The organism is Micromonospora sp. NPDC004336, assembly GCF_053602615.1.
Window position 1 is genome coordinate 1 of record NZ_JBSGDY010000061.1, and the last position, 23,979, is coordinate 23,979.

General features: G+C 75.8%; 22 protein-coding genes. 16 read left to right on the forward strand and 6 right to left on the reverse strand.

Annotated features, from left to right (window positions below):
* Window positions 1-23: 23 nt before the first annotated feature.
* A complete protein-coding gene (locus ACWENR_RS15355; RefSeq protein WP_452277629.1) occupies window positions 24-497 on the reverse strand; it encodes an aromatic ring-opening dioxygenase LigA in 474 nt (157 codons plus the stop codon).
* A gap of 219 nt (window positions 498-716) precedes the next feature.
* Between ACWENR_RS15355 and ACWENR_RS15360 the strand changes: the two genes are divergently transcribed.
* The 6 genes from ACWENR_RS15360 to ACWENR_RS15385 all read left to right on the forward strand — a co-directional run bounded on the left by ACWENR_RS15360 (window position 717) and on the right by ACWENR_RS15385 (window position 6,776).
* A complete protein-coding gene (locus ACWENR_RS15360) occupies window positions 717-1,613 on the forward strand; it encodes an alpha/beta hydrolase family protein (RefSeq protein ID WP_452277630.1) in 897 nt (298 codons plus the stop codon).
* Between the two features lie 213 nt (window positions 1,614-1,826).
* Window positions 1,827-2,612, forward strand: a complete 786-nt coding sequence (locus ACWENR_RS15365; RefSeq protein ID WP_452277631.1) for an ABC transporter ATP-binding protein — start codon at window positions 1,827-1,829, stop codon at window positions 2,610-2,612.
* 67 nt (window positions 2,613-2,679) lie between these two features.
* Window positions 2,680-3,402, forward strand: coding sequence for an ABC transporter ATP-binding protein (locus ACWENR_RS15370; protein ID WP_452277632.1), 723 nt, complete (start codon window positions 2,680-2,682; stop codon window positions 3,400-3,402).
* A 28-nt stretch (window positions 3,403-3,430) separates the two neighbouring features.
* Window positions 3,431-4,309, forward strand: a complete 879-nt coding sequence (locus tag ACWENR_RS15375; protein ID WP_452277633.1) for a branched-chain amino acid ABC transporter permease — start codon at window positions 3,431-3,433, stop codon at window positions 4,307-4,309.
* Window positions 4,306-5,415, forward strand: coding sequence for a branched-chain amino acid ABC transporter permease (locus tag ACWENR_RS15380; RefSeq protein WP_452277634.1), 1,110 nt, complete (start codon window positions 4,306-4,308; stop codon window positions 5,413-5,415). The genes ACWENR_RS15375 and ACWENR_RS15380 overlap by 4 nt, the downstream gene beginning before the upstream one ends.
* Before the next feature lie 77 nt (window positions 5,416-5,492).
* Window positions 5,493-6,776 (forward strand): ABC transporter substrate-binding protein, encoded by a 1,284-nt coding sequence (locus ACWENR_RS15385; protein ID WP_452277635.1) that lies wholly within the window; start codon window positions 5,493-5,495, stop codon window positions 6,774-6,776.
* Window positions 6,777-7,010: 234 nt separating this feature from the next.
* Here ACWENR_RS15385 and ACWENR_RS15390 read toward each other — a convergent pair whose 3' ends face one another.
* A complete protein-coding gene (locus ACWENR_RS15390; protein ID WP_452277636.1) occupies window positions 7,011-8,231 on the reverse strand; it encodes an acetyl-CoA C-acetyltransferase in 1,221 nt (406 codons plus the stop codon).
* Window positions 8,232-8,369: 138 nt separating this feature from the next.
* Between ACWENR_RS15390 and ACWENR_RS15395 the strand changes: the two genes are divergently transcribed.
* The 5 genes from ACWENR_RS15395 (at window position 8,370) to ACWENR_RS15415 (ending at window position 14,855) form a co-directional block, all read left to right on the forward strand.
* The gene (locus ACWENR_RS15395) at window positions 8,370-9,140 is read left to right on the forward strand and encodes an SDR family oxidoreductase (RefSeq protein WP_452277637.1); all 771 of its coding nucleotides are present in this window, start codon (window positions 8,370-8,372) and stop codon (window positions 9,138-9,140) included.
* Window positions 9,137-9,943, forward strand: a complete 807-nt coding sequence (locus ACWENR_RS15400; protein WP_452277638.1) for an SDR family NAD(P)-dependent oxidoreductase — start codon at window positions 9,137-9,139, stop codon at window positions 9,941-9,943. Before ACWENR_RS15395 ends, ACWENR_RS15400 begins: the two co-directional genes overlap by 4 nt.
* A gap of 213 nt (window positions 9,944-10,156) precedes the next feature.
* Window positions 10,157-11,389: an acyl-CoA dehydrogenase family protein gene (locus tag ACWENR_RS15405; protein WP_452277639.1), complete on the forward strand. Its 1,233-nt coding sequence runs from the start codon at window positions 10,157-10,159 to the stop codon at window positions 11,387-11,389.
* 45 nt (window positions 11,390-11,434) lie between these two features.
* On the forward strand, window positions 11,435-12,046 hold the full coding sequence (locus ACWENR_RS15410; RefSeq protein ID WP_452277640.1) for a TetR/AcrR family transcriptional regulator: 612 nt from the start codon (window positions 11,435-11,437) through the stop codon (window positions 12,044-12,046).
* 82 nt (window positions 12,047-12,128) lie between these two features.
* Window positions 12,129-14,855, forward strand: coding sequence for a LuxR C-terminal-related transcriptional regulator (locus tag ACWENR_RS15415; RefSeq protein ID WP_452277641.1), 2,727 nt, complete (start codon window positions 12,129-12,131; stop codon window positions 14,853-14,855).
* 162 nt (window positions 14,856-15,017) lie between these two features.
* On the opposite strand, the gene ACWENR_RS15420 is transcribed toward ACWENR_RS15415, so the two are convergent.
* Genes ACWENR_RS15420 through ACWENR_RS15430 form a run of 3 tightly spaced genes read right to left on the reverse strand, consistent with a single transcriptional unit; the run spans window position 15,018 to window position 18,221 of the window.
* Window positions 15,018-16,091 carry an alcohol dehydrogenase catalytic domain-containing protein gene (locus ACWENR_RS15420; protein ID WP_452277642.1) on the reverse strand — a complete coding sequence of 358 codons (1,074 nt, stop codon included), beginning with the start codon at window positions 16,089-16,091 and terminating at the stop codon, window positions 15,018-15,020.
* Entirely contained in the window at window positions 16,088-17,506 is a 1,419-nt protein-coding gene (locus ACWENR_RS15425; protein ID WP_452277643.1) for an aldehyde dehydrogenase family protein, read from the reverse strand. Before ACWENR_RS15425 ends, ACWENR_RS15420 begins: the two co-directional genes overlap by 4 nt.
* Window positions 17,507-17,555: 49 nt before the next feature.
* Entirely contained in the window at window positions 17,556-18,221 is a 666-nt protein-coding gene (locus ACWENR_RS15430) for a TetR/AcrR family transcriptional regulator (protein WP_452277644.1), read from the reverse strand.
* 88 nt (window positions 18,222-18,309) lie between these two features.
* On the opposite strand from ACWENR_RS15430, the gene ACWENR_RS15435 reads away from it, so the two are divergent.
* Genes ACWENR_RS15435 through ACWENR_RS15450 form a run of 4 tightly spaced genes read left to right on the forward strand, consistent with a single transcriptional unit; the run spans window position 18,310 to window position 21,903 of the window.
* On the forward strand, window positions 18,310-19,458 hold the full coding sequence (locus ACWENR_RS15435) for an acyl-CoA dehydrogenase family protein (RefSeq protein ID WP_452277645.1): 1,149 nt from the start codon (window positions 18,310-18,312) through the stop codon (window positions 19,456-19,458).
* A 15-nt stretch (window positions 19,459-19,473) separates the two neighbouring features.
* Window positions 19,474-20,232 carry a 3-oxoacyl-ACP reductase FabG gene (gene fabG, locus ACWENR_RS15440; RefSeq protein WP_452277646.1) on the forward strand — a complete coding sequence of 253 codons (759 nt, stop codon included), beginning with the start codon at window positions 19,474-19,476 and terminating at the stop codon, window positions 20,230-20,232.
* Between the two features lie 34 nt (window positions 20,233-20,266).
* On the forward strand, window positions 20,267-21,439 hold the full coding sequence (locus tag ACWENR_RS15445; RefSeq protein ID WP_452277647.1) for an acyl-CoA dehydrogenase family protein: 1,173 nt from the start codon (window positions 20,267-20,269) through the stop codon (window positions 21,437-21,439).
* The gene (locus tag ACWENR_RS15450; RefSeq protein ID WP_452277648.1) at window positions 21,436-21,903 is read left to right on the forward strand and encodes a MaoC family dehydratase; all 468 of its coding nucleotides are present in this window, start codon (window positions 21,436-21,438) and stop codon (window positions 21,901-21,903) included. The genes ACWENR_RS15445 and ACWENR_RS15450 overlap by 4 nt, the downstream gene beginning before the upstream one ends.
* 75 nt (window positions 21,904-21,978) lie before the next feature.
* Here the strand turns inward: ACWENR_RS15450 and ACWENR_RS15455 are convergent, their stop codons facing one another.
* On the reverse strand, window positions 21,979-22,794 hold the full coding sequence (locus tag ACWENR_RS15455; protein ID WP_452277649.1) for a formate/nitrite transporter family protein: 816 nt from the start codon (window positions 22,792-22,794) through the stop codon (window positions 21,979-21,981).
* Between the two features lie 220 nt (window positions 22,795-23,014).
* Between ACWENR_RS15455 and ACWENR_RS15460 the strand changes: the two genes are divergently transcribed.
* Complete coding sequence (locus ACWENR_RS15460; RefSeq protein ID WP_452277650.1) at window positions 23,015-23,824, forward strand: SigB/SigF/SigG family RNA polymerase sigma factor; 810 nt, start codon at window positions 23,015-23,017, stop codon at window positions 23,822-23,824.
* Window positions 23,825-23,979 lie beyond the last annotated feature (155 nt).

The window sequence follows — 23,979 nt, forward strand, 5'->3', positions numbered from 1 at the left end:
TCCCGGCGGCCGGCCGCCGCGGGTCAGGCCGTGGCGGGCGCCGGGGCGGCGAGGGCGTCGAGCCGGCGGGAGAGCGACAGCAGGGAGTACCCGATCAGGGCGAGCACCACGCCGAGGCCCATCGCCAGGGCGGCGATCCCGAAGGACACGACCGACGTGAACAGCGAGGAACGCAGGAACGAGCCGGTCATGACGGTCTGGCGGGTGGGGTCCTGCCGGTCGAGCTCGGCGTAGGTCTTGCCGCCGCTGGCCTCCAGCGAGTGCTTCTCGATCACCTCGGCCTCCGCGTACGCGGTCAGCGGCCCGTCGATCTTCTCGCCGGCGAACCAGTCCGCGTCCTCGGAGACGGTGATGCGCTCGTCGGCGAGCTGGCTCTGCACGGTGAACCAGGTGGCGGCCCCGCCGACCAGCATGATCACGCCGGCGACGATGACCAGGACCGAGAGCAGCCGGACGGTGGAGCCGACCGCCCTGGACTTCGCAGCGGTGTCGCTCATGGAGTCTCCTCTCCCGCGCCGGGGCGCAACGCCGGCGGCGCGGACGTGTCTTCCGTGTGAGTGCGCCTCAGTATCGGCAACCGGAACGCGAGCCGCATCCGCGCGCCGGGGCGGGGCGCGCCCGTCGGTCGGGACTGGCGATTTCGCCGATGCGCGGCCCTCGCCATCGACGAAGACTGATGCACGTCGATATGCCCCGACCCGCAGGGAGTGCCCGACGTGTCATCACCAACCGCCACCCGTCCCCGTTTCGCCGTCCGCGCCGCCGGGCTGGCCCTGGCCGCCGTCCTGGCCGCCACCGCCGCCCTGGCCGCCCCGTCGGCTGCCAGCGCCGCCGACAACCCGTACGAGCGCGGCCCCGACCCGACCGTCGCGCTGCTGGAGGCCAGCCGCGGCCCCTTCGCCACCTCCTCGCAGAGCGTCTCCTCGCTCAGCGTGACCGGCTTCGGCGGCGGCGTCATCTACTACCCGACCAGCACCAGCGAGGGCACCTTCGGCGCCGTCGCCATCTCGCCCGGCTACACCGCCTCCTGGTCCAGCATCGACTGGCTCGGGCCGAGGATCGCCTCGCACGGGTTCGTGGTGATCGGCATCGAGACCAACACCCGCCTCGACCAGCCGGACAGCCGGGGACGCCAGCTGCTCGCCGCGCTGGACTACCTGGTGGAGCGCAGCTCGGTGCGCGGCCGCATCGACCCCACCCGGCTCGCGGTGTCCGGGCACTCGATGGGCGGTGGCGGCAGCCTGGAGGCCGCCGTCGCCCGGCCGTCGCTGCAGGCCGCCGTGCCGCTCGCGCCGTGGAACCTGGACAAGAGCTGGTCCGACGTCCGGGTGCCGACGCTGATCATCGGCGGCGAGAGCGACAGCATCGCGCCCGTCTCGTCGCACTCCGAGCCGTTCTACACCAGCATCCCCGCCGCGTCGGAGAAGGCGTACCTGGAGCTCAACGGGGCGAGCCACTTCTTCCCGCAGACGGTCAACACGCCCACCGCGCGGCAGGCGGTGGCCTGGCTGAAGCGCTTCGTCGACGACGACACCCGCTACGAGCAGTTCCTCTGCCCGGGCCCGAGCGGCCTCGCGATCGAGGAGTACCGCAACACCTGCCCGAGCGCCTGACGGGCACCGGGGGCGGCCGCCGCGCGCGGCCGCCCCTTGGCGCGTCCGGCCCACGGCGGGCTGCCCGGTCGGTGCGGAAACGGGCGGGTCCCACCGCCGGGTGGGCGGGGATCCTGGTGCGTGCGACGGCGGCGCATCGAAGGTATTGACGGCGGACCTGAGAAACGTACACTCCCAGTGTAAATAACTGCCGTCGGATCCCGAGGATGGGTGATGGAGCAAGGGCTCGCGTTGCACCACGTCGGGGTGCGCTTCGGTGGCCTCACCGCCCTCGACGACGTCTCCGTGCGGGTGCCTCCCGGCCGGGTGGTCGGGGTCATCGGCCCCAACGGCGCCGGCAAGACCACCCTGTTCAACGTCGTCTGCGGCTTCGTCACCCCGGACGAGGGCTCGCTGACCCTCGACGGCCGGCCGCTGCGACCCCGCCCGCACCGGCTGACCCGGCTGGGCATCGCCCGGACGCTCCAGGGCACCGGGCTGTTCGCCGGCCTCACCGTGCTGGAGAACGTGATGACGGGCGCCACCCACACGGCCCGCGCCGGATTCCTGCCCGCCCTGCTCGGGCTGCCGCGCAGCGACCGCGACGAGCGCCGGCTGCGCCGGCACGCCCTCGACGTGCTCGACGGCCTGGGCGTCGCCGGGCACGCCGACGCCGCGCCGGGCACGCTGCCCTTCGCCGTACGCCAGCGGGTCGCGCTGGCCCGCGCGCTCGCCGCGCGGCCCCGGCTGCTGCTGCTCGACGAACCGGCCGGCGGCCTGGGCGGCGACGACATCGCCGAGCTGGCGGAGCTGATCCGCGAGCTGCCCCGGCGCGCGGTCGACCCGTGCGCGGTGCTGCTGGTGGAGCACCACATGGACCTGGTGATGTCGGTCTGCGACGAGATCGTCGTGCTCGACTTCGGCCGGGTGATCGCGGCCGGCACGCCGGACGAGGTGCGCGACGACCCGGCCGTCACCGACGCCTACCTCGGCGCCGCCGTCGACGAGGCCGCGGCATGAGCGGGCGGATCGCCGGGCGCGGCGCGGTGGCGCCGGCCGCCGGCCCGCGGCGACGCGGAGCGCGGGCATGAGCGACGAGGACCTGCTGGTGGTGCGGGGGCTGGTCGCCGGCTACGGCGCCGCGCCGGTGCTGCACGAGGTCGACCTCACCGTTCCCCGCGGCGCCATCGCGGCGGTGGTCGGGGCCAACGGCGCCGGCAAGACCACTCTGCTGCGGGCCCTGTCGGGCATGCTGCGCCCGGCGGCCGGCCGCGTCGTGCTGGCGGGGGAAAACCTGCGCGGCGTGCCCGTGGAGCAGCTCGTGCGCCGCGGCATGGCGCACGTGCCGGAGGGGCGCGGCGTCGTCGGCGAGCTGACGGTGGAGGAGAACCTGCGCCTCGGCGGGCTGTGGCGACGCGACCGGCCCGACGCGGCCCGCGCGCTCGACGAGGTCTACCAGCTCTTCGCGCCGTTGGCCCGGCGGCGTCGCCACCTCGGCCACCAGCTCTCCGGCGGCGAGCGGCAGATGCTCGCCCTCGGCCGGGCCCTCGTGGGCCGCCCCCGGCTGCTGCTGCTCGACGAGCCGTCACTCGGGCTGGCGCCCCGGGTGGTGGCCCAGACCATGGCCCTGCTGCGTCGGCTGCGCGACGACACCGGGCTGACCGTGCTGCTCGTCGAGCAGAACGTGCGCAGCGCGCTCTCGGTCGCCGACCAGGGCGTGGTGATGTCCCTGGGCCGGGTCGTGACCACCGCGCCCGCCGCCCGGCTGCGCGACGACACCGACCTCCGCCACGCCTACCTCGGCTTCTGACCACCTCGTCCCCGCAAAGGGAGGACCGTTGGACCGCTTCGTCTTCCTCACCCTCGACGGCCTGTCCAGGGGGGCGGTCTACGCGGCGTTCGCGCTGGCCCTGGTGCTCATCTGGCGGGCCGCCCGGATCGTCAACTTCGCGCAGGGCGCGATGGCCGTCGCCTGCGCCTACGTGGCCTACGGCGTCGCCGCCGCGACCGGCTCGTACTGGCTGGGTTTCGTCGCCGCGCTGGCCGCCGGGCTGCTGCTCGGCGCGCTCGTCGACGTGGCCGTGATGCGCTTCGTCGACCACGCGTCGCCGCTCAACCCGGTGATCGTCGCGCTCGGGCTGGTGCTGCTGATCCAGGCGGTGCTGGGCATGGTCTACGGCAACGAGTTCCGCCCCGCCGAGGCGCCCTTCTCCCGCACCGCGCTGACCGTCGGCGGGGTCGCCGTCCTCTCGCCGTACGACCTGTTCGTCTTCGCCGCGGTCGCGGTCGTGGTCGTCGGGCTGGCCTGGACCTTCACCCGCACGGCGGTGGGCCTGCGGATGCGCGCGGCGGCCTTCGCGCCCGAGGTCTCCCGGCTGCTCGGGGTGAACGTCGGCGGAATGCTGACGCTGGGCTGGGCGCTGGCCTCCGGGGTCGGCGCGCTGGCCGGCATGCTGGTCATCCCCACCGAGCTGGGCCTGCACCCGCACGCGATGGACCTGGTCTTCGTCTCGGCGTTCACCGCCGCCGTGGTCGGCGGGCTGGACAGCCCACCAGGGGCGGTGGTCGGCGGCCTCGCGGTCGGCCTGGTGCTCTCCTACGTCAGCGGGTACGCCGGCAGCGACCTCACCCCGCTCGCGGTGCTGGTGCTGCTGCTGGCCGTGCTGCTGGTCCGCCCGGGCGGGCTGTTCGCCCCGGTCGCGGCGAGGCGGGTGTGACCGCCACCCGGGCGGCGACCCCGCCGAGCGCGCGGGCGGTCGCCGCCGGTCCGGCCGACGCGCGCCGCGTACCGACCCTGCTGCGCCACCTCGGCGTCGCGGCCGTCGCCGCCCTGCTGCTGGTGGCCGCCAGCTACGGGCTGGAGCCGTTCCGCAACTTCCAGCTCGCCACCGTGGCGGCCTACCTCTGCGCCACCGCCGGGCTGACCGTCCTCACCGGGCTCAACGGGCAGCTCTCGCTGGGGCACGGCGCGCTCATGGCGACCGGGGCGTACACCACGGCCCTGTGCCAGAACGCCTTCGCCGACGCCGGGGTGACCGGCGGCTGGCTGCTGCCGGTCTCGCTGGGCGCCGCCGTCCTGGCCGCCCTCGCGGTGGGCGCCGTGGTCGGGGCGGCCGCCGCGAGGCTGCGCGGGCCGTACCTGGCCGGCGTCACCCTCGCCGTCGCGGTGGTGGTGCCGGCGCTGACCGTCACCTTCGACGGCGTCCTCAACAGCGAGCAGGGGCTGGCGGTGCCGGTCGAGCCCCCGCCGGCGGCGCTGGGCCCGTACTTCCCCTACGAGCGGTGGCAGCTCTGGGTCACCGCGGCGGCCACCCTGCTCGCGCTGCTGCTGCTGGCCAACCTGGTCCGCAGCCGCTACGGCCGCACCTTCCGGGCGGTCCGCGACGACGAGGTCGCCGCCCGGCTCGTCGGCATCCACGTCGCCCGCACCCAGGTCCTCGCGTTCGTGGTCAGCGCCGCCGGCGCCGGCCTCGGCGGCGCCCTGCTCGCGGTGCTCGCGCAGAGCGTGTCGCCGGGGGCGTTCTCCCTGACGCTGTCGCTGTTCCTGCTGATGGCCGTCGTCGTCGGCGGCCTGGGCAGCCTGACCGGCGCCGTGTGGGGCGCCGTGCTGCTGGTCGTCCTGCCCGACCTCACCCACGCCCTGACCGAGCGGCTCGACCTCTCCCCGGCGGCGGCGCAGCGGATGGAGGGCAACCTCCCGCTGGCCATCTTCGGGGTGACGCTGGTCCTCGTCATGATCGCCGCGCCCGGCGGCGTGCAGGGCCTGCTGGCCCGGCTCGGCCGGGCCCTGACCGCCCGCCTGCCGGGCCGGCGACGCTCCTGAACCTTCCGGCTCCGCCGGACGCGCACCCGCCCCACCCGCCCACCACCCAACCGGACCGAGGAAAGGTCGGTGTCCCCATGCGACCCTCGACACGACGCGCGCTCGCGATCGCCAGCGCCATCACCCTGCTCGTCACCGCCGCCGGCTGTAGCGACGACGGCGGCGGCGCAGGCCGCGGTCCGGTGCCCGGCGTCACCGACACCGAGATCGTGGTCGGCACCCACATGCCGCTCACCGGCCCGGCGGCGGCCGGCTACTCGAAGATCGCCCCGGCGACGAAGGCGTACTTCGACTACGTCAACGCCAACGGCGGGGTGCACGGCCGCAAGATCACCTACAAGGTGATGGACGACGGCTACAACCCGGCGAACACCCAGCAGGTGGTGCGCCAACTCGTCCTCCAGGACAAGGTCTTCGCCGTCCTCAACGGGCTCGGCACGCCGACGCACAGCGGCGTGCTCGACTTCCTCAAGAGCAACCGAGTGCCCGACCTCTTCGTCGCCTCGGGCAGCCGCAGCTGGGACCAGCCCGACCGCTATCCCGGCACGTTCGGGTTCAACCCCGACTACACGGTCGAGGGCAAGATCCTGGCCCACCACGTCAAGACCGAGCTGCCCGGACGCAAGGTGTGCTTCCTCGGCCAGGACGACGACTTCGGGCGGGACAGCCTGGCGGGCGTGGAGAAGGTGCTGGGGGCCGGCGCCGTGGTGGCCAAGCAGACGTACGTCACCAGCAACCCCAACGTGGCGCCCCAGATCGGCGCGTTCAAGGCGGCCGGGTGCGAGGTCGTCATCCTCGCCACCGTGCCCGGCTTCACGGCGCTCGCCGTCGGCACCGCCGCGCGGCTGCGCTTCAAGCCCCAGTGGCTCGTCTCCAACGTCGGCGCCGACCAGCCGACCCTGGCCAAGCAGCTCGGCGCCAACGCGGGGCTGCTGGAGGGCATGATCGGAGCCAACTACCTGCCGATGCAGAACGACGCCGCCAACCCCTGGATCCAGCTCTTCACCAGGATCAACAAGGAGCACAACGGCGACGCGCCGTTCGACGGCAACACCGTCTACGGCATGGCGGTCGGCTACCTCTTCGTCCAGGTGCTCCAGGCCGCCGGCCGGGACCTCACCCGGGAGGGGGTGCTGGAGGCGGTCGGCAAGGGCGGCTACCAGGGCCCGGGGCTGGCCCCGCTGCGATACTCCGCCACCGACCACTCCGGCTACGGCGGGCAGCGGCTCAACCGGGTCAGCGGGGGAGCACAGACCTACTTCGGGCCGACGTACGAGACCGACGAGGGCGACGGGCCGGTGCGCGAGTACGCGGCCCAGCCGGTGGCGCCGCCCGCCAACGGGATCCCGTCGGCCTCCTGAGTCCACGTCGGACGGGTGGCCCGCGCCCGGCGGCCGGGCCGCCCGCGTGGCCGATGCCGGCGCGGGCGCCCGGACTGCCCGACTGCGCAGGCGCCCGGACCGGGCAATTGCCCGACTGCGCGAATGCGCGTCCGTGCGGGCGCCCCTACCGCGCGGAGGCCCGCCCGCGCGGGCGCTCCGACCGCGCCCGGTCCACGGTGGCCGGGCGCGGTCGGGACGCGCCGACCGCCGGTGTCAGCTCAGCCGCTCGATGATCATCGCCATGCCCTGGCCGCCGCCGACGCACATGGTCTCCAGCCCGATCTGGTGGTCGTGCCAGCGCAGGGAGTTGATCAGGGTGGTGGTGATCCGGGCGCCGGTCATGCCGAAGGGGTGGCCGACCGCGATCGCGCCGCCGTTGACGTTGAGGCGGTCCCAGTCGACGCCCAGTTCACGCGCGCTCGGCAGGACCTGGGCGGCGAACGCCTCGTTGATCTCGACGAGGTCGACGTCGCGGACGGACATGCCGGCGCGGCGCAGCGCCTGCCGGGACGCCTCGACCGGCCCGAGCCCCATGATCTCGGGGGAGAGGGCGCTCAGGCCGGTGGCGACGATCCGGGCCAGCGGGGTCACCCCCAGCTCGCGGGCCCGCACGTCGGACATCACGACGAGGGCGGCGGCGCCGTCGTTGAGCGGGCAGCAGTTGCCGGCGGTCACCGTGCCGTCGGGCCGGAACACCGGCGGCAGCGCCGCCACCGCCTCCAGGGTCACTCCGGCGCGCGGCCCGTCGTCGGCGGAGACCACCGCGCCGCCCGGCACGGCGACCGGGGTGATCTCGCGGGCCCAGAAGCCGTCGGCGATCGCCTTCTCGGCCAGCAGCTGCGACCGTACGGCGAACTCGTCCTGGCTGAGCCGGGACACCCCGCGCAACCGGGCGACGTTCTCGGCGGTCTGCCCCATGGCGAGGTAGACGTCCGGCAGGTCGCCGTCCTCGCGCGGGTCGTGCCAGGTCGGCGCGCCGCCGGCGGCCCGGGTCGCGGTGCGGGCCAGGGCGCCGGCGAAGGCGGGGTTGGTGCCGCCCGGGTTCCCGTCGGCGCGGCCCCGGTCGTACCGCGAGACGCACTCGACGCCCGCCGAGACGAAGACGTGCCCCTCCCCGGCCCGGACGGCGTGCAGCGCCATCCGGGTGGTCTGCAGGGACGACGAGCAGTACCGGTTGACGGTCGTGCCCGGCAGGTGGTCCAGCCCGAGCAGGACGGCCACCACCCGGGCGAGGTTGTGCCCCTGCTCGCCGGCGGGCTGGCCGCAGCCGAGCATCAGGTCGTCGATCTCGCCCGGGTCGAGCTGCGGCACCTGGTCGAGGGCGGCCCGCACGATCGTGGCGGCCAGGTCGTCGGCGCGCAGGTCGCGCAGGGAGCCCTTGTGCGCCCGGCCGATCGGTGATCGGGCGGCGGCGACGATGACGGCTTCCGGCATGGCGGAGGTCCTTTCCCGAGCGGGGAACGCTATGTGCACTGAAGGTGCAGTTATCTCGGCGGCCGTGTCAACGGGATGTGAGAATTTCATCGGCGGTGCTCGTTGACGCCCGGGCGCACCCCTCCTACTATCTGCATCGTGAATGCAGATTCAGGCCGGCTGTCCGGCCAGGTCGCTCTCGTCACCGGGGCCAGTCGCGGGATCGGCCTCGCGGTCGCCCGCCGGCTGGTCGCCGAGGGCGCCCGGGTCGGCCTGACCGCCCGGCGTCCCGAGGCGCTGGCCGAGGCCGTCGCCGAGCTGGGCGGCCCCGCCCGCGCCGTGGCCGTGCCCGGCCGGGCCGACGACGCGGAGCACCGCCGGGAGGCGGTCCGCCTGGTCACCGAGGCGTTCGGGCCGGTGGACGTCCTGGTCAACAACGTCGGCATCAATCCGGTCCACGGATCCCTCGCCGAGCTGGACCTGGCCGCGGCCCGCAAGATCCTCGACGTCAACCTCGTCGGCGCGCTCGGCTGGGTGCAGCAGGTGTGCGGCGCCGGGATGGCCGAGCGGGGCGGCTGCGTCGTCAACGTCTCCTCGATCGCCGGCCTCACCCCGTCGCCCGGCATCGCGTTCTACGGGGTGAGCAAGGCGGCCCTCAACCACCTCACCGCGTGCCTGGCCGTCGAGCTCGCCCCGGCGGTCCGGGTCAACGCGGTCGCCCCCGCGGTGGTGAAGACCCGCTTCGCCGCGGCGCTGCACGAGGGCCGGGAGGAGGAGGTCGCCCGCGCGTACCCGCTCGGGCGGCTCGGCGTACCGGAGGACGTGGCCGGCACGGTCGCCTTCCTCGCCTCCGCCGACGCCGCCTGGATCACCGGGCAGACCCTCGTCCTCGACGGCGGCGTCGGCCTCGCCGGCCGGATCGCCGGATGATTCCACCGCCCGCCGCGCGCGGGCTGACGGTTGCCGGGGCGGGCGTGGTGGTCACCGGGGCCGGCTCCGGCATCGGGGCCGCGCTGGCCGCCCGGTTCGCCGCCGACGGCGCCCGGGTGGTGGTCAACGACGTCGACGCGGGAGCCGCCCGCGCGGTGGCGGCGCGCGTCGGCGGGTACGCCTGCCCCGGCGACGCGGCCGATCCCGCCGGGGTGGCCGCCCTGGTCGGCTTCGCCCGGGAGCGCCTCGGCGCGGTCGACCTGTTCTGCGCCAACGCCGGGGTGGCTCCGGGCGGCGGGGTCGACGCCCCCGACGAGGCGTGGGAGCGGGCCTGGCGGGTGAACGTGATGGCGCACGTGCTCGCCGCGCGCGAGCTGCTGCCGCACTGGCTCGCCGCCGGCCGGGGCCGGCTGCTGGTCACCGCCTCCGCGGCGGGGCTGCTCACCCTGCTCGGCAAGGCGCCCTACTCGGTCACCAAGCACGCGGCGCTGGCGTTCGCCGAGTGGCTGCGGGCCACCTACGCCCACCGGGGGGTCACCGTCCAGGCGCTCTGCCCGCAGGGGGTACGCACGCCGATGCTGGCCGCCGCCGACGAGTTGAGCGCGACCCTGCTCGACGCCGGCGCGGTCAGCTGCGAGCAGGTGGCGGAGTGCGTCAGCGCGGCGCTGGCCGACGACCGCTTCCTGGTGCTGCCCCACCCGGAGGTGGCCGCCTGGTACGCCCGCCGCGCCGCCGACCCGGACCGCTGGCTGCGCGCCATGAACCGGACCCAGCGCGACGCCGAGCACCACCGGCATGGCTGAGCCGCCCGCCCACGGGCCGGTCCGGCACCCGGCCGCCGCGCTCCCGCGCCCGTCGGCCGGCGCGTTTCTGCGCCCGTCGGCTGCCGCGCTCCCGCGCCCGTCGGCTGCCGCGCTCCCGCGCCCGTCGGCCGGTGCGGGACCTGCCGGTGGGCGCGTGCGGCGACGCCCCCGCCCGGCCGGCGCGCCGCCGCCACCGAGGATGGAGAACGCCTGATGGACTTCCGCCACGACGAGACCACCGAGCGCCTGCGGGAACGGCTGCTCGCCTTCATGGCCGAGCGGGTGTACCCGGCCGAGCCGGTCTTCGCCGAGCAGGTGCGCGCCGGGGCCGACCCGTGGGCCGCCCCGCCGGTGGTCGCCGAGCTGCAGGCCGAGGCCCGTCGCCGCGGCCTGTGGAACCTCTTCCTCCCCGGCGGGCACGGCGCGGGCCTGACCAACCTCCAGTACGCGCCGCTGGCTGAGATCACCGGCCGGTCGCCCGCGCTCGCCCCGGTGGCGCTGAACTGTGCCGCGCCGGACACCGGCAACATGGAGCTGCTGGCCGAGTTCGGCACCCCGGCGCAGCGGGAGCGCTGGCTCACCCCGCTGCTGGACGGCCGGATCCGCTCGGCGTTCGCGATGACGGAGCCGGCCGTCGCCTCGTCGGACGCCACCAACATCGCCACCCGCATCGAGCGCGACGGCGACGACTACGTGGTCAACGGCCGGAAGTGGTTCGTCACCGGAGCCCTCAACCCGCGCTGCGCGGTCTTCGTCGTGATGGGACGCACGGACCCGACCGCGCCCCGGCACCGGCGGCAGAGCCAGATCCTGGTGCCCCGCGACACCCCCGGGGTCACCGTCCGCCGCGGCCTGCGGACCTTCGGCTACGACGACGGCGACCACGGCGGCCATGCCGAGATCGACTTCGTCGACGCCCGGGTGCCGGCGGAGAACCTGGTCGGGGCGGAGGGCGACGGCTTCGCCATCTCCCAGGCCCGCCTCGGGCCGGGCCGGGTGCACCACTGCATGCGGCTGCTCGGCATGGCCGAACGGGCCGTCGAGCTGATGTGCCGCCGGGTCGCCGACCGGCACGCGTTCGGCGGGCCGCTGGCCGGGCAGGGCGTGATCCGGGACTGGATCGCCGAGGCCCGGGTCCGCATCGAGCAGGCGCGGCTGCTGGTGCTCAAGACGGCCTGGCTGATGGACACCGTCGGCAACCGGGCCGCCCACACCGAGATCCAGTCGATCAAGATCGCGGTGCCGGCGACCGCCGAGTGGGTGATCGACCGGGCCATCCAGGCGCACGGGGCGGCGGGGGTCAGCCAGGACACGCCGCTGGCCGGGCTCTGGGCCCGGGCCCGCGCGCTGCGGCTGGCCGACGGCCCGGACGAGGTGCACCGGCAGTCGCTGGCCCGCCGGGAGCTGCGCCGGCACCAGCCGGATCGCGACGCGGCGCGCGTCTAGACTCGCGAGGCGGTGGGCGAGATGGCGGCGAGGGGGAGAGCGCGGATGGGCGGGGTCGAGGCACCGGGCCGGGTCGACGGGCGGACGGCCCGGGCGGCGCGTACCCGGGCGGCGATCGTCGAGGCGCACCTCGCGCTCATCTCGGAGGGCGACCTGCGACCGACCGGCGAGCGCATCGCCGAGCGGGCCGGCATCTCGCTGCGGACGCTCTGGACCAACTTCAAGGACATGGAGACCCTCTTCGAGGCCAGCGGCGCGGAGGTGCTCCGGCAGCAGGACGCCGCGTACCGGCCGGTCTCGCCCGCGCTGCCGCTGGCCAAGCGGGTCGACGCCTACTGCCGGCAGCGCGCCCGGCTGCTCCAGCTCATCGCGCCGTCGGCCCGGGCCGCGCAGATGCGCGAGCCGGTGTCCGAGCAGCTGCACCGCAACCGGCTGAAGCACATCGCCCGGGTCCGCGACGAGGTGGAGCGGCTCTTCGCCGCCGAGCTGGCCCAGGCGGGGCCGGGCCGGGAGCAGCTGGTGCACGCCCTGGTCGCGGCGAGCATGTGGCCGGCGTGGTCGATGCTGCGCGACGGGCTGGGGCTCGGCGTCGACCAGGCCAGGGCGGTGATGGCGCGCACCGTGGGCGCGCTGCTGGCCGGCGCGGCGAGCGGCTGACGCCGCCGGCGCCGGCGGGCAGCCGACTCTTTCCTTCCGGTTACTTATAGGTAAAACTCGATGCATGGTTAGTGCATCGACAGTGCAACTACCCGGACTGTGGGGGCGCGACGCCGAGTGCCTGGCCCTCCGCCGGCTGCTCGACGGCGGGCCGGACAGGGGTGCGGCGCTGCTGCTGCGGGGCGAGCCGGGCACGGGCCGCAGCGCGCTCGTCGCCTACGCCCACCGCCACGCGGGCAACCGCACCGTCCTGGCCGGCGCCGGCCTGGCGGAGGAGGCGGAACTGCCGTACGCGGGCCTGCAACGCCTGCTCGACCCGGTGCTCGACCGCGCCGACGCGCTGCCCGAGCCGCAGCGCCGGGTGCTGTGCCGGACGCTGGCCGGCGAGGGCTGCCCCGCCCACCGTCGCCTCGCCCTCTGCATGGCCGTGCTCAGGCTGCTCGCCGTCGCCGCCCGGGAACGCCCGCTGCTCTGCACCGTCGACGACGTCGACCGGGGCGACCAGCCGACCGCCGACGTGCTGGGCTTCGTGGCCCGACGGCTGCGCCACCTGCCGGTCACCGTCCTGCTCACCGCCGGCGCCGACGCCGCGTTCGGCGGGGTGCCCCAGCACCGGCTCGCGCCGCTCGACGAGCGCGCCGGCGCCGCCCTGCTCGCCGACCGCGTGCCGGGGATCGCGCCGGCGGTGGCCGCCGCGCTGACCGCGACCGCCGGCGGCAACCCGCAGGCCCTGGTCGACATCGCCGAGGTGCTCACCCCGGGGCAGCGCCGGGGCGACGAGCCGCTGCCCGAGGCGCCGCCGGTCGACGGCGCGCTGGGCCGCGGCTACCGGGCCCGCCTGGAGCGGCTGCCCGCCGACACCCGCCGCGTGCTGCTGCTCGCCGCGCTCGACGAGGACGGCGACCCGGCCACCCTGGTACGGGCCGCGCGCGCCGCCGGCACGACCGTCGAGGCGCTCGCCCCGGCCGAGGCCGCCGGCCTGGTCCGGGTCGGCCCGGGGCGGATCGCCCTGCCGCAACCGCCGGCCCGGGCGGTGGTGGTCGACGGCGCGCCGCTGGCCGAGCGGCGCGCGGCCCACCTGCTGCTGGCCGGCGTACTCGACGGCCCCGCGCAGCGGCTGCGCCGCGCCCTGCACCTCGCCGCCGCGGCCGAGCGCCCGGACCCGGCGCTGGCGGCGGAACTCGAGGCGGCAGCCGCCGACGCGACGGGGGAGGCCGCGGCGGCGGCGCTGCACCGGGCCGCCGAACTCAGCGCCGAGCCCCGGCACGCCGCCGCCCGCCTCGTCGCCGCCGCCCGCCACGCCTGGTCGGCGGGCCGCCCGCAGCGGGCCCGCCGGCTGCTGGCCGGGCTGCCGCCCGGCCCGGCCGACCCCCTGCTGGCGGGCCGAGCCGACCTGCTCCGCGGGGAGCTGGAGCTGCGGTGCGGCTCGCCGTCGGTCGCCTCGGCCACGCTGCTGGCCGCCGCCGGGCCGGTCTCCGGCACCGACCGCCTCGCCGCCCTCGGCGCGCTGGTGCGGGCCGGCGAGGCGGTCTGCTTCGCCGGCGACCAGTACCGGTACGCGGAGGTGGCGCGGCGGGCGTCGGCGCTGCGCCGCCCGGGCGACCCGCCCGCCGCCGAGCTGATGGGCGCGCTGGTCACGGGGGCGGCCGCCACGCTGCGCGGCGAGCACGACCGGGGCGGCCCGGCGTTGCGGCGGGCCGTCGTGCTCGGCAACCGGTTGACCGGGCCGGCGCTGACCCCGACCGCCCTGACCTGCGCGGCCGTCGCCGGCCTGCTGGTCGCGGTCGACAACGCCGCCCACCGGCTCGCCGGGCGCGCCGTCGAACTGGCGCGCGCCGAGGGAGAGCTCTCGGTGTTGCCCCGGGCGTTGGAACTGCGCGCGATCGCCGAGTACTGGCTGGGCCGGCACGAGGCCGCGGCGGACAGCTCTCGGGAGGGTCTGCGCGTGGCCCGCGACACCGGTCAGGTCAACTCCGCCGGCGTCCACCTGGGCATGCTGGCGGTGCTGGCCGCCGTACGGGCCGACCGGGAGGCGAGCCTGCGCCGGATCCGGGAGATCGGCGAGGGGCCCGCCCCGCACAGCCGGCCCCGGGCGCTGGCGCAGTGGGCCCTCGCGGTGCTCGACCTGGTCGACGGACGGCACGCCGCCGCGGCGGCCCGGCTGACGGCGCTGGCCCGGCCGGGCACCGGGCGCGGGCAGGTGCTGATCCAGGTGATGGCCACCCCGTACCTGGTGGAGGCCGCGGCCGGCTCGGCCCACCGGCCGGCGGCCGCCGCCGCGCTCGCCGTCTTCGACCGCTGGGCCAGCAGCACCGCCAGCCCGTCCCGCCGGGCGCTGTCGGCGCGCTGCCACGCGCTGCTCGCGCCCCGGGGCAGCGCCGAGGCCGAGCGCCGGTTCCGTGACGCGTTGCGGCTGCACCCGGGGGACGCCGCCGCGTTCGAGCGGGCCCGCACCGAGCTGCTCCTCGGCCGCGAGCTGCGCCGCAGCCGCCGCCCCCGGGACGCCCGCGAGCACCTGCACGCCGCCCGGGAGACCTTCGACCTGCTCGGGCTCGCGGCGTGGGCCGAGCAGGCCACCACGGAGCTGCGGGCGGCCGGGGAGTCCGTCGGCGGGCCGGACCTGTCGGCGGCCCGGCTGCTGACCGGCCAGCAACTGCGGATCGCGCAGCTCGTCGCCGAGGGCGCCACCAACCGGGAGATCGCCGCCCGGATGTTCCTGTCCACCCGCACCGTCGACCACCACCTGCGCAACATCTTCCACCGACTCGGCATCCGCTCCCGCACCGAGCTGGCCCGGGCGCTGTCCTAGATCGACCGCCGGGTCGACGAGCCGCCGCCGGACGCCGCGACCGTCAGGGAGAGCGGCCGGCCCGCCGTCCCAGGTGGACCGGGTCGCGGCGGGCGCTGCTGATGCCGGCCGCGGAGACCGACAACCCGCAGCCCGAAGACCCTGCTGCGCGCCCGGGCCGGGTCAGGGCCGTACGACGGTGCGGGCGCCCTCGCCGCGGGTCATCCGGTCGAACGCCGCGGCGGCGCCGTCCAGGTCGCACCGGTCGGTGATCAGGGGAGCGAGGTCGAGGGAGCCGTCGAGCACGGCCCGGGCCAGCTCGGGCACCTCCCGGTCGGGATCCGACGAGCCGTACACCGAGGAGCGCAGCGTCCGCGCGGAGTGGAAGATGTCCAGCGCGCCGAGGCCCACCACGTCGTCCTTGGCGCCCATGCCGACGACGATGACCTGGCCGCCGCGCCGGGCGGCCCGCCACGCCGTACGGATGGTGGCGCTGCGCCCGACGCACTCGATCGCGTGGTCGACGCCCCGGCCCTCGGTGCGTTGCCGGATCGCCCGGTTGAGCGACTCGTCGGCGAGCAGGAAGTCCGTGGCGCCGGCGGCGGCGGCCAGCCCCGCCTTGGCCGGCGAGACGTCGACGGCGAGCACCCGGCCCGCGCCGGCGGCCCGGGCGGCCGAGACCGCCGAGAGCCCCACCCCGCCGAGGCCGATGACGGCCACCGACTCGCCGGCGGCCACCCGCGCGGTGCGCCGTACCGCGCCGACGCCGGTGAGCACGGCGCAGCCCAGCAGCGCGGCGGCCTCGAACGGCAGCTCCGCCGGGACCGGGATCACCGCCTCCTGCGGCACCACCACCGCCTCCGCGAGGGCGCCGAGGCCGAGCGTGACGTGCAGCGGCTCGCCGGCCGCAGTGTGACCCCGGGCGGACGCCGGCGAGCCGGAGCGCTCGCAGAGCCAGGGCTCGCCGTGCCCGCAGTACCAGCACCGCCGGCAGGGCGGCGCCCAGTTGAGCACCACGTGCGCGCCGGGCGCGACCCGGGAGACCCCGTCGCCGACCTCGACCACGACGCCCGCCGCCTCGTGCCCGAGCACCAGCGGGTACGGCGGCGCGAGCGTGCCGTCGACCATGGACAGGTCGGAGTGGCACACCCCGGCGGCCCGGACGTCCACCCGCACCTCGCCCGGGCCGGGCGCGGGCAGGGCCACCTCCTCCACCCGCGGCGGCTCGCCGGCGGCCCGGACGACGAGCGCCCTCACCGCTGGATCGCCTTGGTCTGGAGGAACTCGTCCAGCCCGTGGCGGCCCAGCTCGCGGCCGAGGCCGGACTGCTTGTAGCCGCCGAACGGGGCGAGCGGGTTGAACGGGGCGCCGTTGACGTCCACGGCGCCGGTACGCAGCCGCCGGGCCACCCGCAGCGCCCGCTCGTCGTCGGCGGACCAGACCGCCCCGGCCAGCCCGTACCGCGAGTTGTTGGCGATGGCCACCGCCTCGTCGTCGTCGCCGAACGGGATGACGGCGAGCACCGGGCCGAAGACCTCCTCCTGCGCCAGGGCGCTGTCCGGGTCGACGTCGGCGATCACCGTCGGGGCGACGAAGAAGCCGCGCTCGGGCAGCGGGGCGTCGGGACCGCCGGCGACCAGCCGGCCGCCGTCGGCCAGCCCCCGGGCGACGTGGCCGGTGACCCGTTCCCGCTGGGCGGCGGAGACGAGCGGGCCGAGCCGGGTGGCCGGGTCGAACGGGTCGCCGAGCCGGTAGCCGGCCGCGGCCTCGGCGGCCAGGGTGACGGCCTCGTCGTAGCGGTCGCGGTGCACCAGCAGCCGCGTCCAGGCGGTGCAGGTCTGGCCGGAGTTGAGGAACGCGTTGCCGACCCCGACCTTGACCGCCGTGGCCAGGTCGGCGTCGTCGAGGACGACGTTGGCGGACTTGCCGCCGAGTTCCAGGGCGACGCGGGCGATCCGGTCGGCGGCGAGGTGCGAGATCCGCCGGCCGGTGGCGGTCGAGCCGGTGAAGGAGACCATGTCGACGTCGGGGTGCGCGGCGATCGCCTCGCCCACGATCGGGCCGGTGCCGGTGACCAGGTTGACCACGCCGGGCGGGAAGCCGGCCTCGTGGATCGCCTCGAAGAGCAGGTACGCCGTCAGCGGGGTCAGCTCGCTGGGCTTGAGCACCACCGTGCAGCCGGCGGCCAGGGCGGGGGCCAGTTTCGCGACGACCTGGTGCAGCGGGTAGTTCCACGGGGTGATCGCCCCGACCACGCCGACCGGCTCCCGGACGACAAGCGAGTTGCCGACCGTCTCGTCGGCCGGCGGCCGGGCGGCCAGCTCGACGTAGCTGTGCAGCACGGTCAGCGGCAGGCCGGCCTGGACCCGGGTGGCCACCTTCAGCGGGGTGCCCAGTTCCAGGGCGACGGTGCGGGCGATCTCGTCGGCGCGGGCGGTGAGCGCGGCGTGCAGCCGGTCCAGGCGGGCCGCCCGGTCGGCGGGCGCGGTGTCGGCCCAGCCGGGGAAGGCGGCGCGGGCCGCCGCGACGGCCCGGTCGACGTCGGCCGCCGTGCCGGCCGGCACGGTCGCGATGACCTGCTCGGTGGCCGGGTTGCGCACCTCGACGGTCTCCCCGGGCCCGGCGGCGACCCACTGTCCGTCGAGGTAGAAGTCGGTCCGTGCGAGATCCATCGCGCCCCTCACGTACGTCGGCCGGAAACTAGCAGTGCAAGTTTTGACCTTAGTACGCCGTGTCGCCGGGCGGGAGGGGTGGCAACGGCCCGATCTGCGCCTCGTACGTGCGCGACAGCCCGTCGACGAGCGCGTCGAGGCCGAGGGCGAACGCGCCCTCGTCGACCCGCTGCTGATGCTCGGCCAGCCGGTGGGCCTGGGTCAGGTGCGGGTACTGCTCCGCGTACAGCCCCGGGTCCTCGACGAAGCCCCGGGCGAACGAGCCGAGCGCCGAGCCGGCGACGAAGTAGCGCATCAGCGCGCCGATGTGGGTGGCCCGGGCGGGCGGCCACCCGGCGGCGACGAGCCCGCCGTAGACGGCGTCGGCCATGGCCAGCGCGGCCGGTCGGCGCCCCGGCCCCCGGGCCAGGTACGGCACGATGTTCGGGTGCGCCGCCAGCGCCGCGCGGTAGGAGTGCCCCCACCGACGCAGCGCCTCCCGCCAGTCGACGTGGCCGAAGAACGACACGTCGACCTGGCCGGTGATGCTGTCGGCCACCGCGTCGAGGATCTCGTCCTTGGTGGCGAAGTGGTTGTAGAGCGACGGGCCCCGCACCCCGAGTTCGGCGGCGAGCCGGCGGGTGGAGAAGCCCTCCAGGCCCTCGGCGTCGATCAGCGCGGCGGCGGCCTCGACGATCCGCTGCCGGCTGAGCAGCGCCTGCCGTGGCCGGGGCATCCGTTCCTCCTCCCTGGGGTGGGTCCGCCGCAGACTCTGCCACACGGGGTCTGGACGGAATTAAACTTGCACCGCTAGTTTATGCCGCATGGACCTTCAGCTCTCCGCCGAGCAGGTCGCGGTCCGCCGGCTCGCCGCCGACTTCGTCGACCGGGAGGTGCGACCGCACGCGACGACCTGGGACCGGCGCGAGTCGGTCGACCCGGAGATCGTCGGCAAGCTCGGCCGGCTCGGCTTCCTCGGGCTGACCATCGGCGAGGACGACGGCGGCTCCGGCGGCGACCACCTCTCCTACTGCCTCGTGCTGGAGGAGCTGGGCCGGGGCGACTCGTCGGTGCGGGGCATCGTCTCCGTCTCGCTCGGCCTGGTCGCCAAGTCCGTCGCCGCGCACGGGTCCGCGGAGCAGCGGGCGCGGTGGCTGCCCCGGCTCTGCTCCGGCGCCGCGCTCGGCTGCTTCGCGCTGACCGAGCCGGACAGCGGCTCGGACGCGGCCGCGCTGACCACCCGGGCCGTCCGCGACGGCGGCGACTGGCTGATCACCGGCACGAAGACGTTCATCACCAACGGCACCACCGCCGACGTCGCGCTGGTCTTCGCCCGCACCGGCGGGCCGGGCCACCGGGGCGTCACCGCGTTCCTGGTGCCCACCGACGCGCCCGGCCTGACCCGCCGGGAGATCCACGGCAAGCTCGGCCTGCGCGGCCAGGCCACCGGCGAGCTGCGCTTCGACGACGTACGGGTGCCCGACTCCGCGCGCCTCGGCGAGGAGGGCGCCGGCTTCCGGCTGGCGCTGTCCACCCTGGCCAAGGGCCGCATGTCGGTGGCCGCCGGCTGCGTCGGCATCGCCCAGGGCTGCCTCGACGCGGCCGTCGGATACGCCGGGCAGCGCACCCAGTTCGGCAAGCCCATCGCCGCCCACCAGCTCGTGCAGCAACTGCTCGCCGCGATCGCCGTCGACACCGCCGCCGCGCGGCTGCTGGTCTGGCGGGTGGCCGACCTGATCGACCGGGGCGAGCCGTTCGCCACCGAGGCGTCGATGGCCAAGCTCTTCGCCAGCGAGGCCGCCGTCCGCGCGGCGAACAACGCCGTCCAGGTCTTCGGCGGCTACGGCTACGTCGACGAGTACCCGGTCGGCAAGTACCTGCGCGACGCCCGCGTCGCCACCCTCTACGAGGGCACCAGCCAGATCCAGCAACTCCTCATCGGCCGCGCGCTCACCGGCGTGAACGCCTTCTGACCCCAGGGAGCAACCGTGACCAGATTCGCCGACCGGGTCGCCGTCGTCACCGGCGCCGCGCAGGGCATCGGCGCCGCCACCGCCCACCGGCTGGCCGCCGAGGGCGCGGCCGTCGCCGTGGTCGACCTCGACGCCGACCGCAGCCGGGCCGTCGCCGACGAGATCACCGCCGCCGGCGGCCGCGCCGTCGGCATCGGCTGCGACGTGACCGACCCCGAGGCGGTCGCCGCGATGACCGACCAGGTGGTCCGGGCGTACGGCGGGCTGCACGTGCTGGTCAACAACGCCGGCATCACCCGCGACAACCTGCTGTTCAAGATGCCGCTGCCCGAGTGGGAGGCGGTGCTCACCACCAACCTGACGAGCATGTTCCTCTGCTGCCAGGCGGCGCAGCGGCACATGGTCGAGGCCCGCTACGGGCGGATCGTCAACCTGAGCAGCCGCTCCGCCCTGGGCAACCGGGGCCAGGTCAACTACGCGGCGGCCAAGGCGGGCGTGCAGGGGCTGACCGCCACCCTCGCCGTCGAGCTGGGCCCGTTCGACGTCACGGTCAACGCCGTCGCCCCCGGCTACGTGGCCACCGCGATGACCGCCGCCACCGCCGAGCGGGTGGGCAGCAGGCCGGAGGAGCACCAGCGGATGGTCGCCGAGCACACCCCGCTGCGCCGGGTCGCCCAGCCGGCCGAGATCGCCTCGGTGATCGCCTTCCTGGCCAGCGACGACGCCTCGTACGTCAGCGGCCAGACCCTGTACGTCAACGGCGGCGCGCGCTGAGGCGCGCGTACCGCCTCACGGACCCGGAGGAGACATGGACTTCGCGCTTTCCGACACCGAGCGGGCCGTCCGCGACACCGCCCGCGACTTCATCACCAAGGAGGTCGTGCCGCTGGAGCAGGAGCTGCTCCGGCGCGAACGCGCCCACCGGCCCGGCCTCGAACCCGACGAGCTGCGCGAGTTGCAGCTCCGGGCGCGGGCGTTCGGCTTCTGGGGGCTGGCCACCCCCGAGGAGTACGGCGGCATGGACCTGCCGGCGGTGACCCAGTCGCTGATCTGGACCGAGATCGGCCGCTCGTTCGTGCCGTTCCGCTTCGGGGGCGAGGCCGACAACATCCTGTTCCACGCCAACGAGGAGCAGAAGCGGGAGTTCCTGATCCCGACCATCGAGGGCGAGCGGCGCAGCTGCTTCGCGATCACCGAGCCGGGGGCCGGCTCCGACGCGGCCAACATCAGGCTCAGCGCCCGCCGCGACGGCGGCGACTGGGTCCTCAACGGCGAGAAGACCTTCATCACCGGCGGCAACGAGGCGGACTTCGCCATCGTCATCGCGGTGACCGACCGCGACAAGGGGGCCCGCAACGGCGGCGCCACCGCCTTCCTGGTGGACCGGGAGATGGGCTGGCGCTCGGAGTTCATCCAGACGATGGGCGAGGGCGGCCCGGCCTCGCTGGTCTTCGACGACGTACGCGTGCCCGGGCGCAACATCCTCGGCGAGCCCGGCCAGGGCTTCGCCCTGGCGATGGAGTGGATCGGCAAGGGGCGCTACACCATCCCCTCGCACGCGGTCGGCATCGCCGAGCGGGCCCTGCGGATGGCCGTCGACCACGCCAACACCCGGCACACGTTCGGCCGCCCGATCGGCGAGAACCAGGCGATCCAGTGGATGATCGCCGACTCCGAGACGGAGCTGGAGGCGGCCCGGTGGCTCATCCTGCGGGCCGCCTGGACGGTGGACCAGGGCATGGACCCGCGGCACGCCTCGTCGATGGCGAAGCTCTACGGCGCCGGCATGGTCAACCGGGTGGTCGACCGGGTCCTCCAGATCCACGGCGGCATGGGCTACACCCGGGAGCTGCCCGTCGAGCGGTGGTACCGGCAGGTCCGGCTCTACCGGATCTTCGAGGGCACCGACGAGATGCAGCGGCTGATCATCGCGCGGGACCTGCTGCGCGGCTACACGAAGCTCGGAGGGCACCTGGCATGAGGACGTTCGCCTCCGTCGACGACCTCGCGGCCGCGGTCGGCGAGACCCTCGGCCCCGGGCAGTGGCAGCGCGTCGACCAGGGCCGGGTGGACCTGTTCGCCGACGCCACCGACGACCACCAGTGGATCCACCTCGACGCCGTACGGGCCGCCGCCGGCCCGTACGGCGGCACGATCGCGCACGGCTTCCTCACCCTGTCCCTGGTGCCGGCGCTGGTCGGCCGGCTCTACCGGGTGCGGGGGGTACGGATGGGGGTCAACTACGGGCTCAACCGGGTCCGGTTCCCCGCCCCGGTGCCCGTGGGCAGCGCCGTGCGGGCCACCGCCACCATCGCCGGGGTGACCCCGGTGGACGGCGGGGTGCAACTGGTGACCGGGGTGACCGTGGAGTGCGACGCCGGCACCAAGCCGGTCTGCGTCGCCGAGACGGTCAGCCGGCTCTACGTGGGCCCCGCCGCCGGCTGAGCCCGGTCCCGCCCGCGCGCGCCGCCGTCTCGACACTGCGCGCACGCCCGGTTCCGCCCGCGTACGTCGCCCGCCTCAACCGCGGCCGTGCCGGCGGCGCTCGTCGGCGAGCCGGTGCGGGACGCGGGCCAGGCGGAGGAAGGCGACCAGCCCGACGCCGCCGACGACGTTGCCCAGGACGGACCAGGCCAACGCGCCGAGCCAGTCCAGGTAGCCGAACGGCGCCGCGCCGGCGGTCAGCGCGGCGAACATGAGGATCGAGTCGAGCACGCTGTGGAAGAGCCGCCCGCCCGCGAGGAGGGCGCCGAACAGCAGGGCGGCGACCACCCGGATGCCGAGGCTGTCGCTGGCGTGCTGCGTGCGGGTCATCAGCGTGATGACCATGCCGGCGAGCACGGCCAGGAGGAAGGACCGCGCGTTGATCCCCAGGTCGGCGAAGTAGGCGCCGGTGTCGACGGCGGTGGCGCGCAGGTCCGGGTAGGCCCGGGTGATCAGCCAGGCGACGAGCCAGCCACCCAGCAGGTTGCCGGCCAGGGTGACGCCCCAGAGCCGGGCGAGCGCCCGCGGGGTGCCGTGGCCGGCCGCGACCGCGGTGACCGGCACCAGGAAGTTCTCGGTGAACAGCTCGCCGCGGGCCAGCAGCAGCGCCACGAAGCCGATGCCGAAGGCCAGTCCGGCCAGCAGCGGCTGGCCGGTGGCGTGCTCGACCAGGAGGTACGCCAGCACGCCGGTGCCCACGTCGATCCCGCCGAGCAGCCCGGTGGCCACCAGGGACGGCCACGGGCGGGCCAGCCGGGTGCCGCCCTCGGCGACGACGCGGTCGAACGCTTCCTCGATCTCCCGGTCGGGTCGGCCCGGACGGCCGGCGAGGCGGTGCCGGATGTCGCCCATGCCGGCATGTCCCCGTTCTGCCGGCCGCCAACCCGTCCCCACCGCCGGCACCCGCCCGTCGCCGAACCTGCCGGAAGCCTCTGCCGAGTGACTTGCGGCATTTTGGTTGCTTCGTCCATCGGCCGTTCGGTTGATATGGCGGCAGCCTTTGGTCTAGGGTTGCTGCACTGCGGTCGACGCCTCCGGGTGCGGCCGCGCCATGCGGGACAGGAAGGCAGACATGATCACCACGACCACCGCGCCGAAGACCACCACCGACGTCGACACCCCGGCCGTCGGCGACGAGTCCCGCGCGAGCGAGCTGATCACCGCTCTCGCCGCCCTGCCCGAGGGGCACCCCGACCGGCCGGCGCTGCGGGACCGGGTCATCGAGGCGTGGCTGCCGCTGGCCAACCACCTCGCCTACCGCTACAGCGGGCGCGGCGAGCCCACCGGCGACCTCGCCCAGACCGCCGCACTCGGGCTGATCAAGGCCGTGGACCGGTTCGACGCCTCCCGCGGCGTCGACTTCGCCGGCTTCGCCATCCCGACGATCCTCGGCGAGATCAAGCGCCACTTCCGCGACCGCACCTGGAACATCCGGGTCCCGCGCCGCCTGCAGGAGCTGCGGCTGCGCATCTCCGAGGCCAACGGCGCCCTCACCCAGACCCTCAACCGGGCCCCGACGGTCGCCGACATCGCCGCCCACCTCGACATCACCGAGGAAGAGGTCCTGGAGGGCCTCGAGGGCGCCCGCGCCTACAACGCGGTGTCCCTGTCCACCCCGATCGGCGACGGCGACAGCGCCACCGAGCTGGGCGACACGCTGGGCGCCGAGGACGACGAGTTCGCGCTGGCGGAGCTGCGGGTGGCCCTCGGCCCGGCGCTCGCCACCCTCGACGAGCGGGAGCAGAAGATCCTCACCCTGCGCTTCTACGGCAACCTGACGCAGAGCGAGATCGCCGCCCAGGTCGGCGTCTCCCAGATGCACGTCTCCCGGCTGCTCGCCCGCGCCCTCGGCAAGCTGCGCGGTCAGCTTGCCGACTGCTGATCTCCGGCATCGGTCGCGCCGGTCGGTCCGGCCCGACCCGATCGCTGCCGACGCCACCGCCTCCGGCTCCGCCGACAGGGCCCCTCCCCACGCTCCGGCGGGGGAGGGGCCCTGTCGGCGTCGGGCCGCCCCGGAGCGCCGTGCCGTGTGCGCCG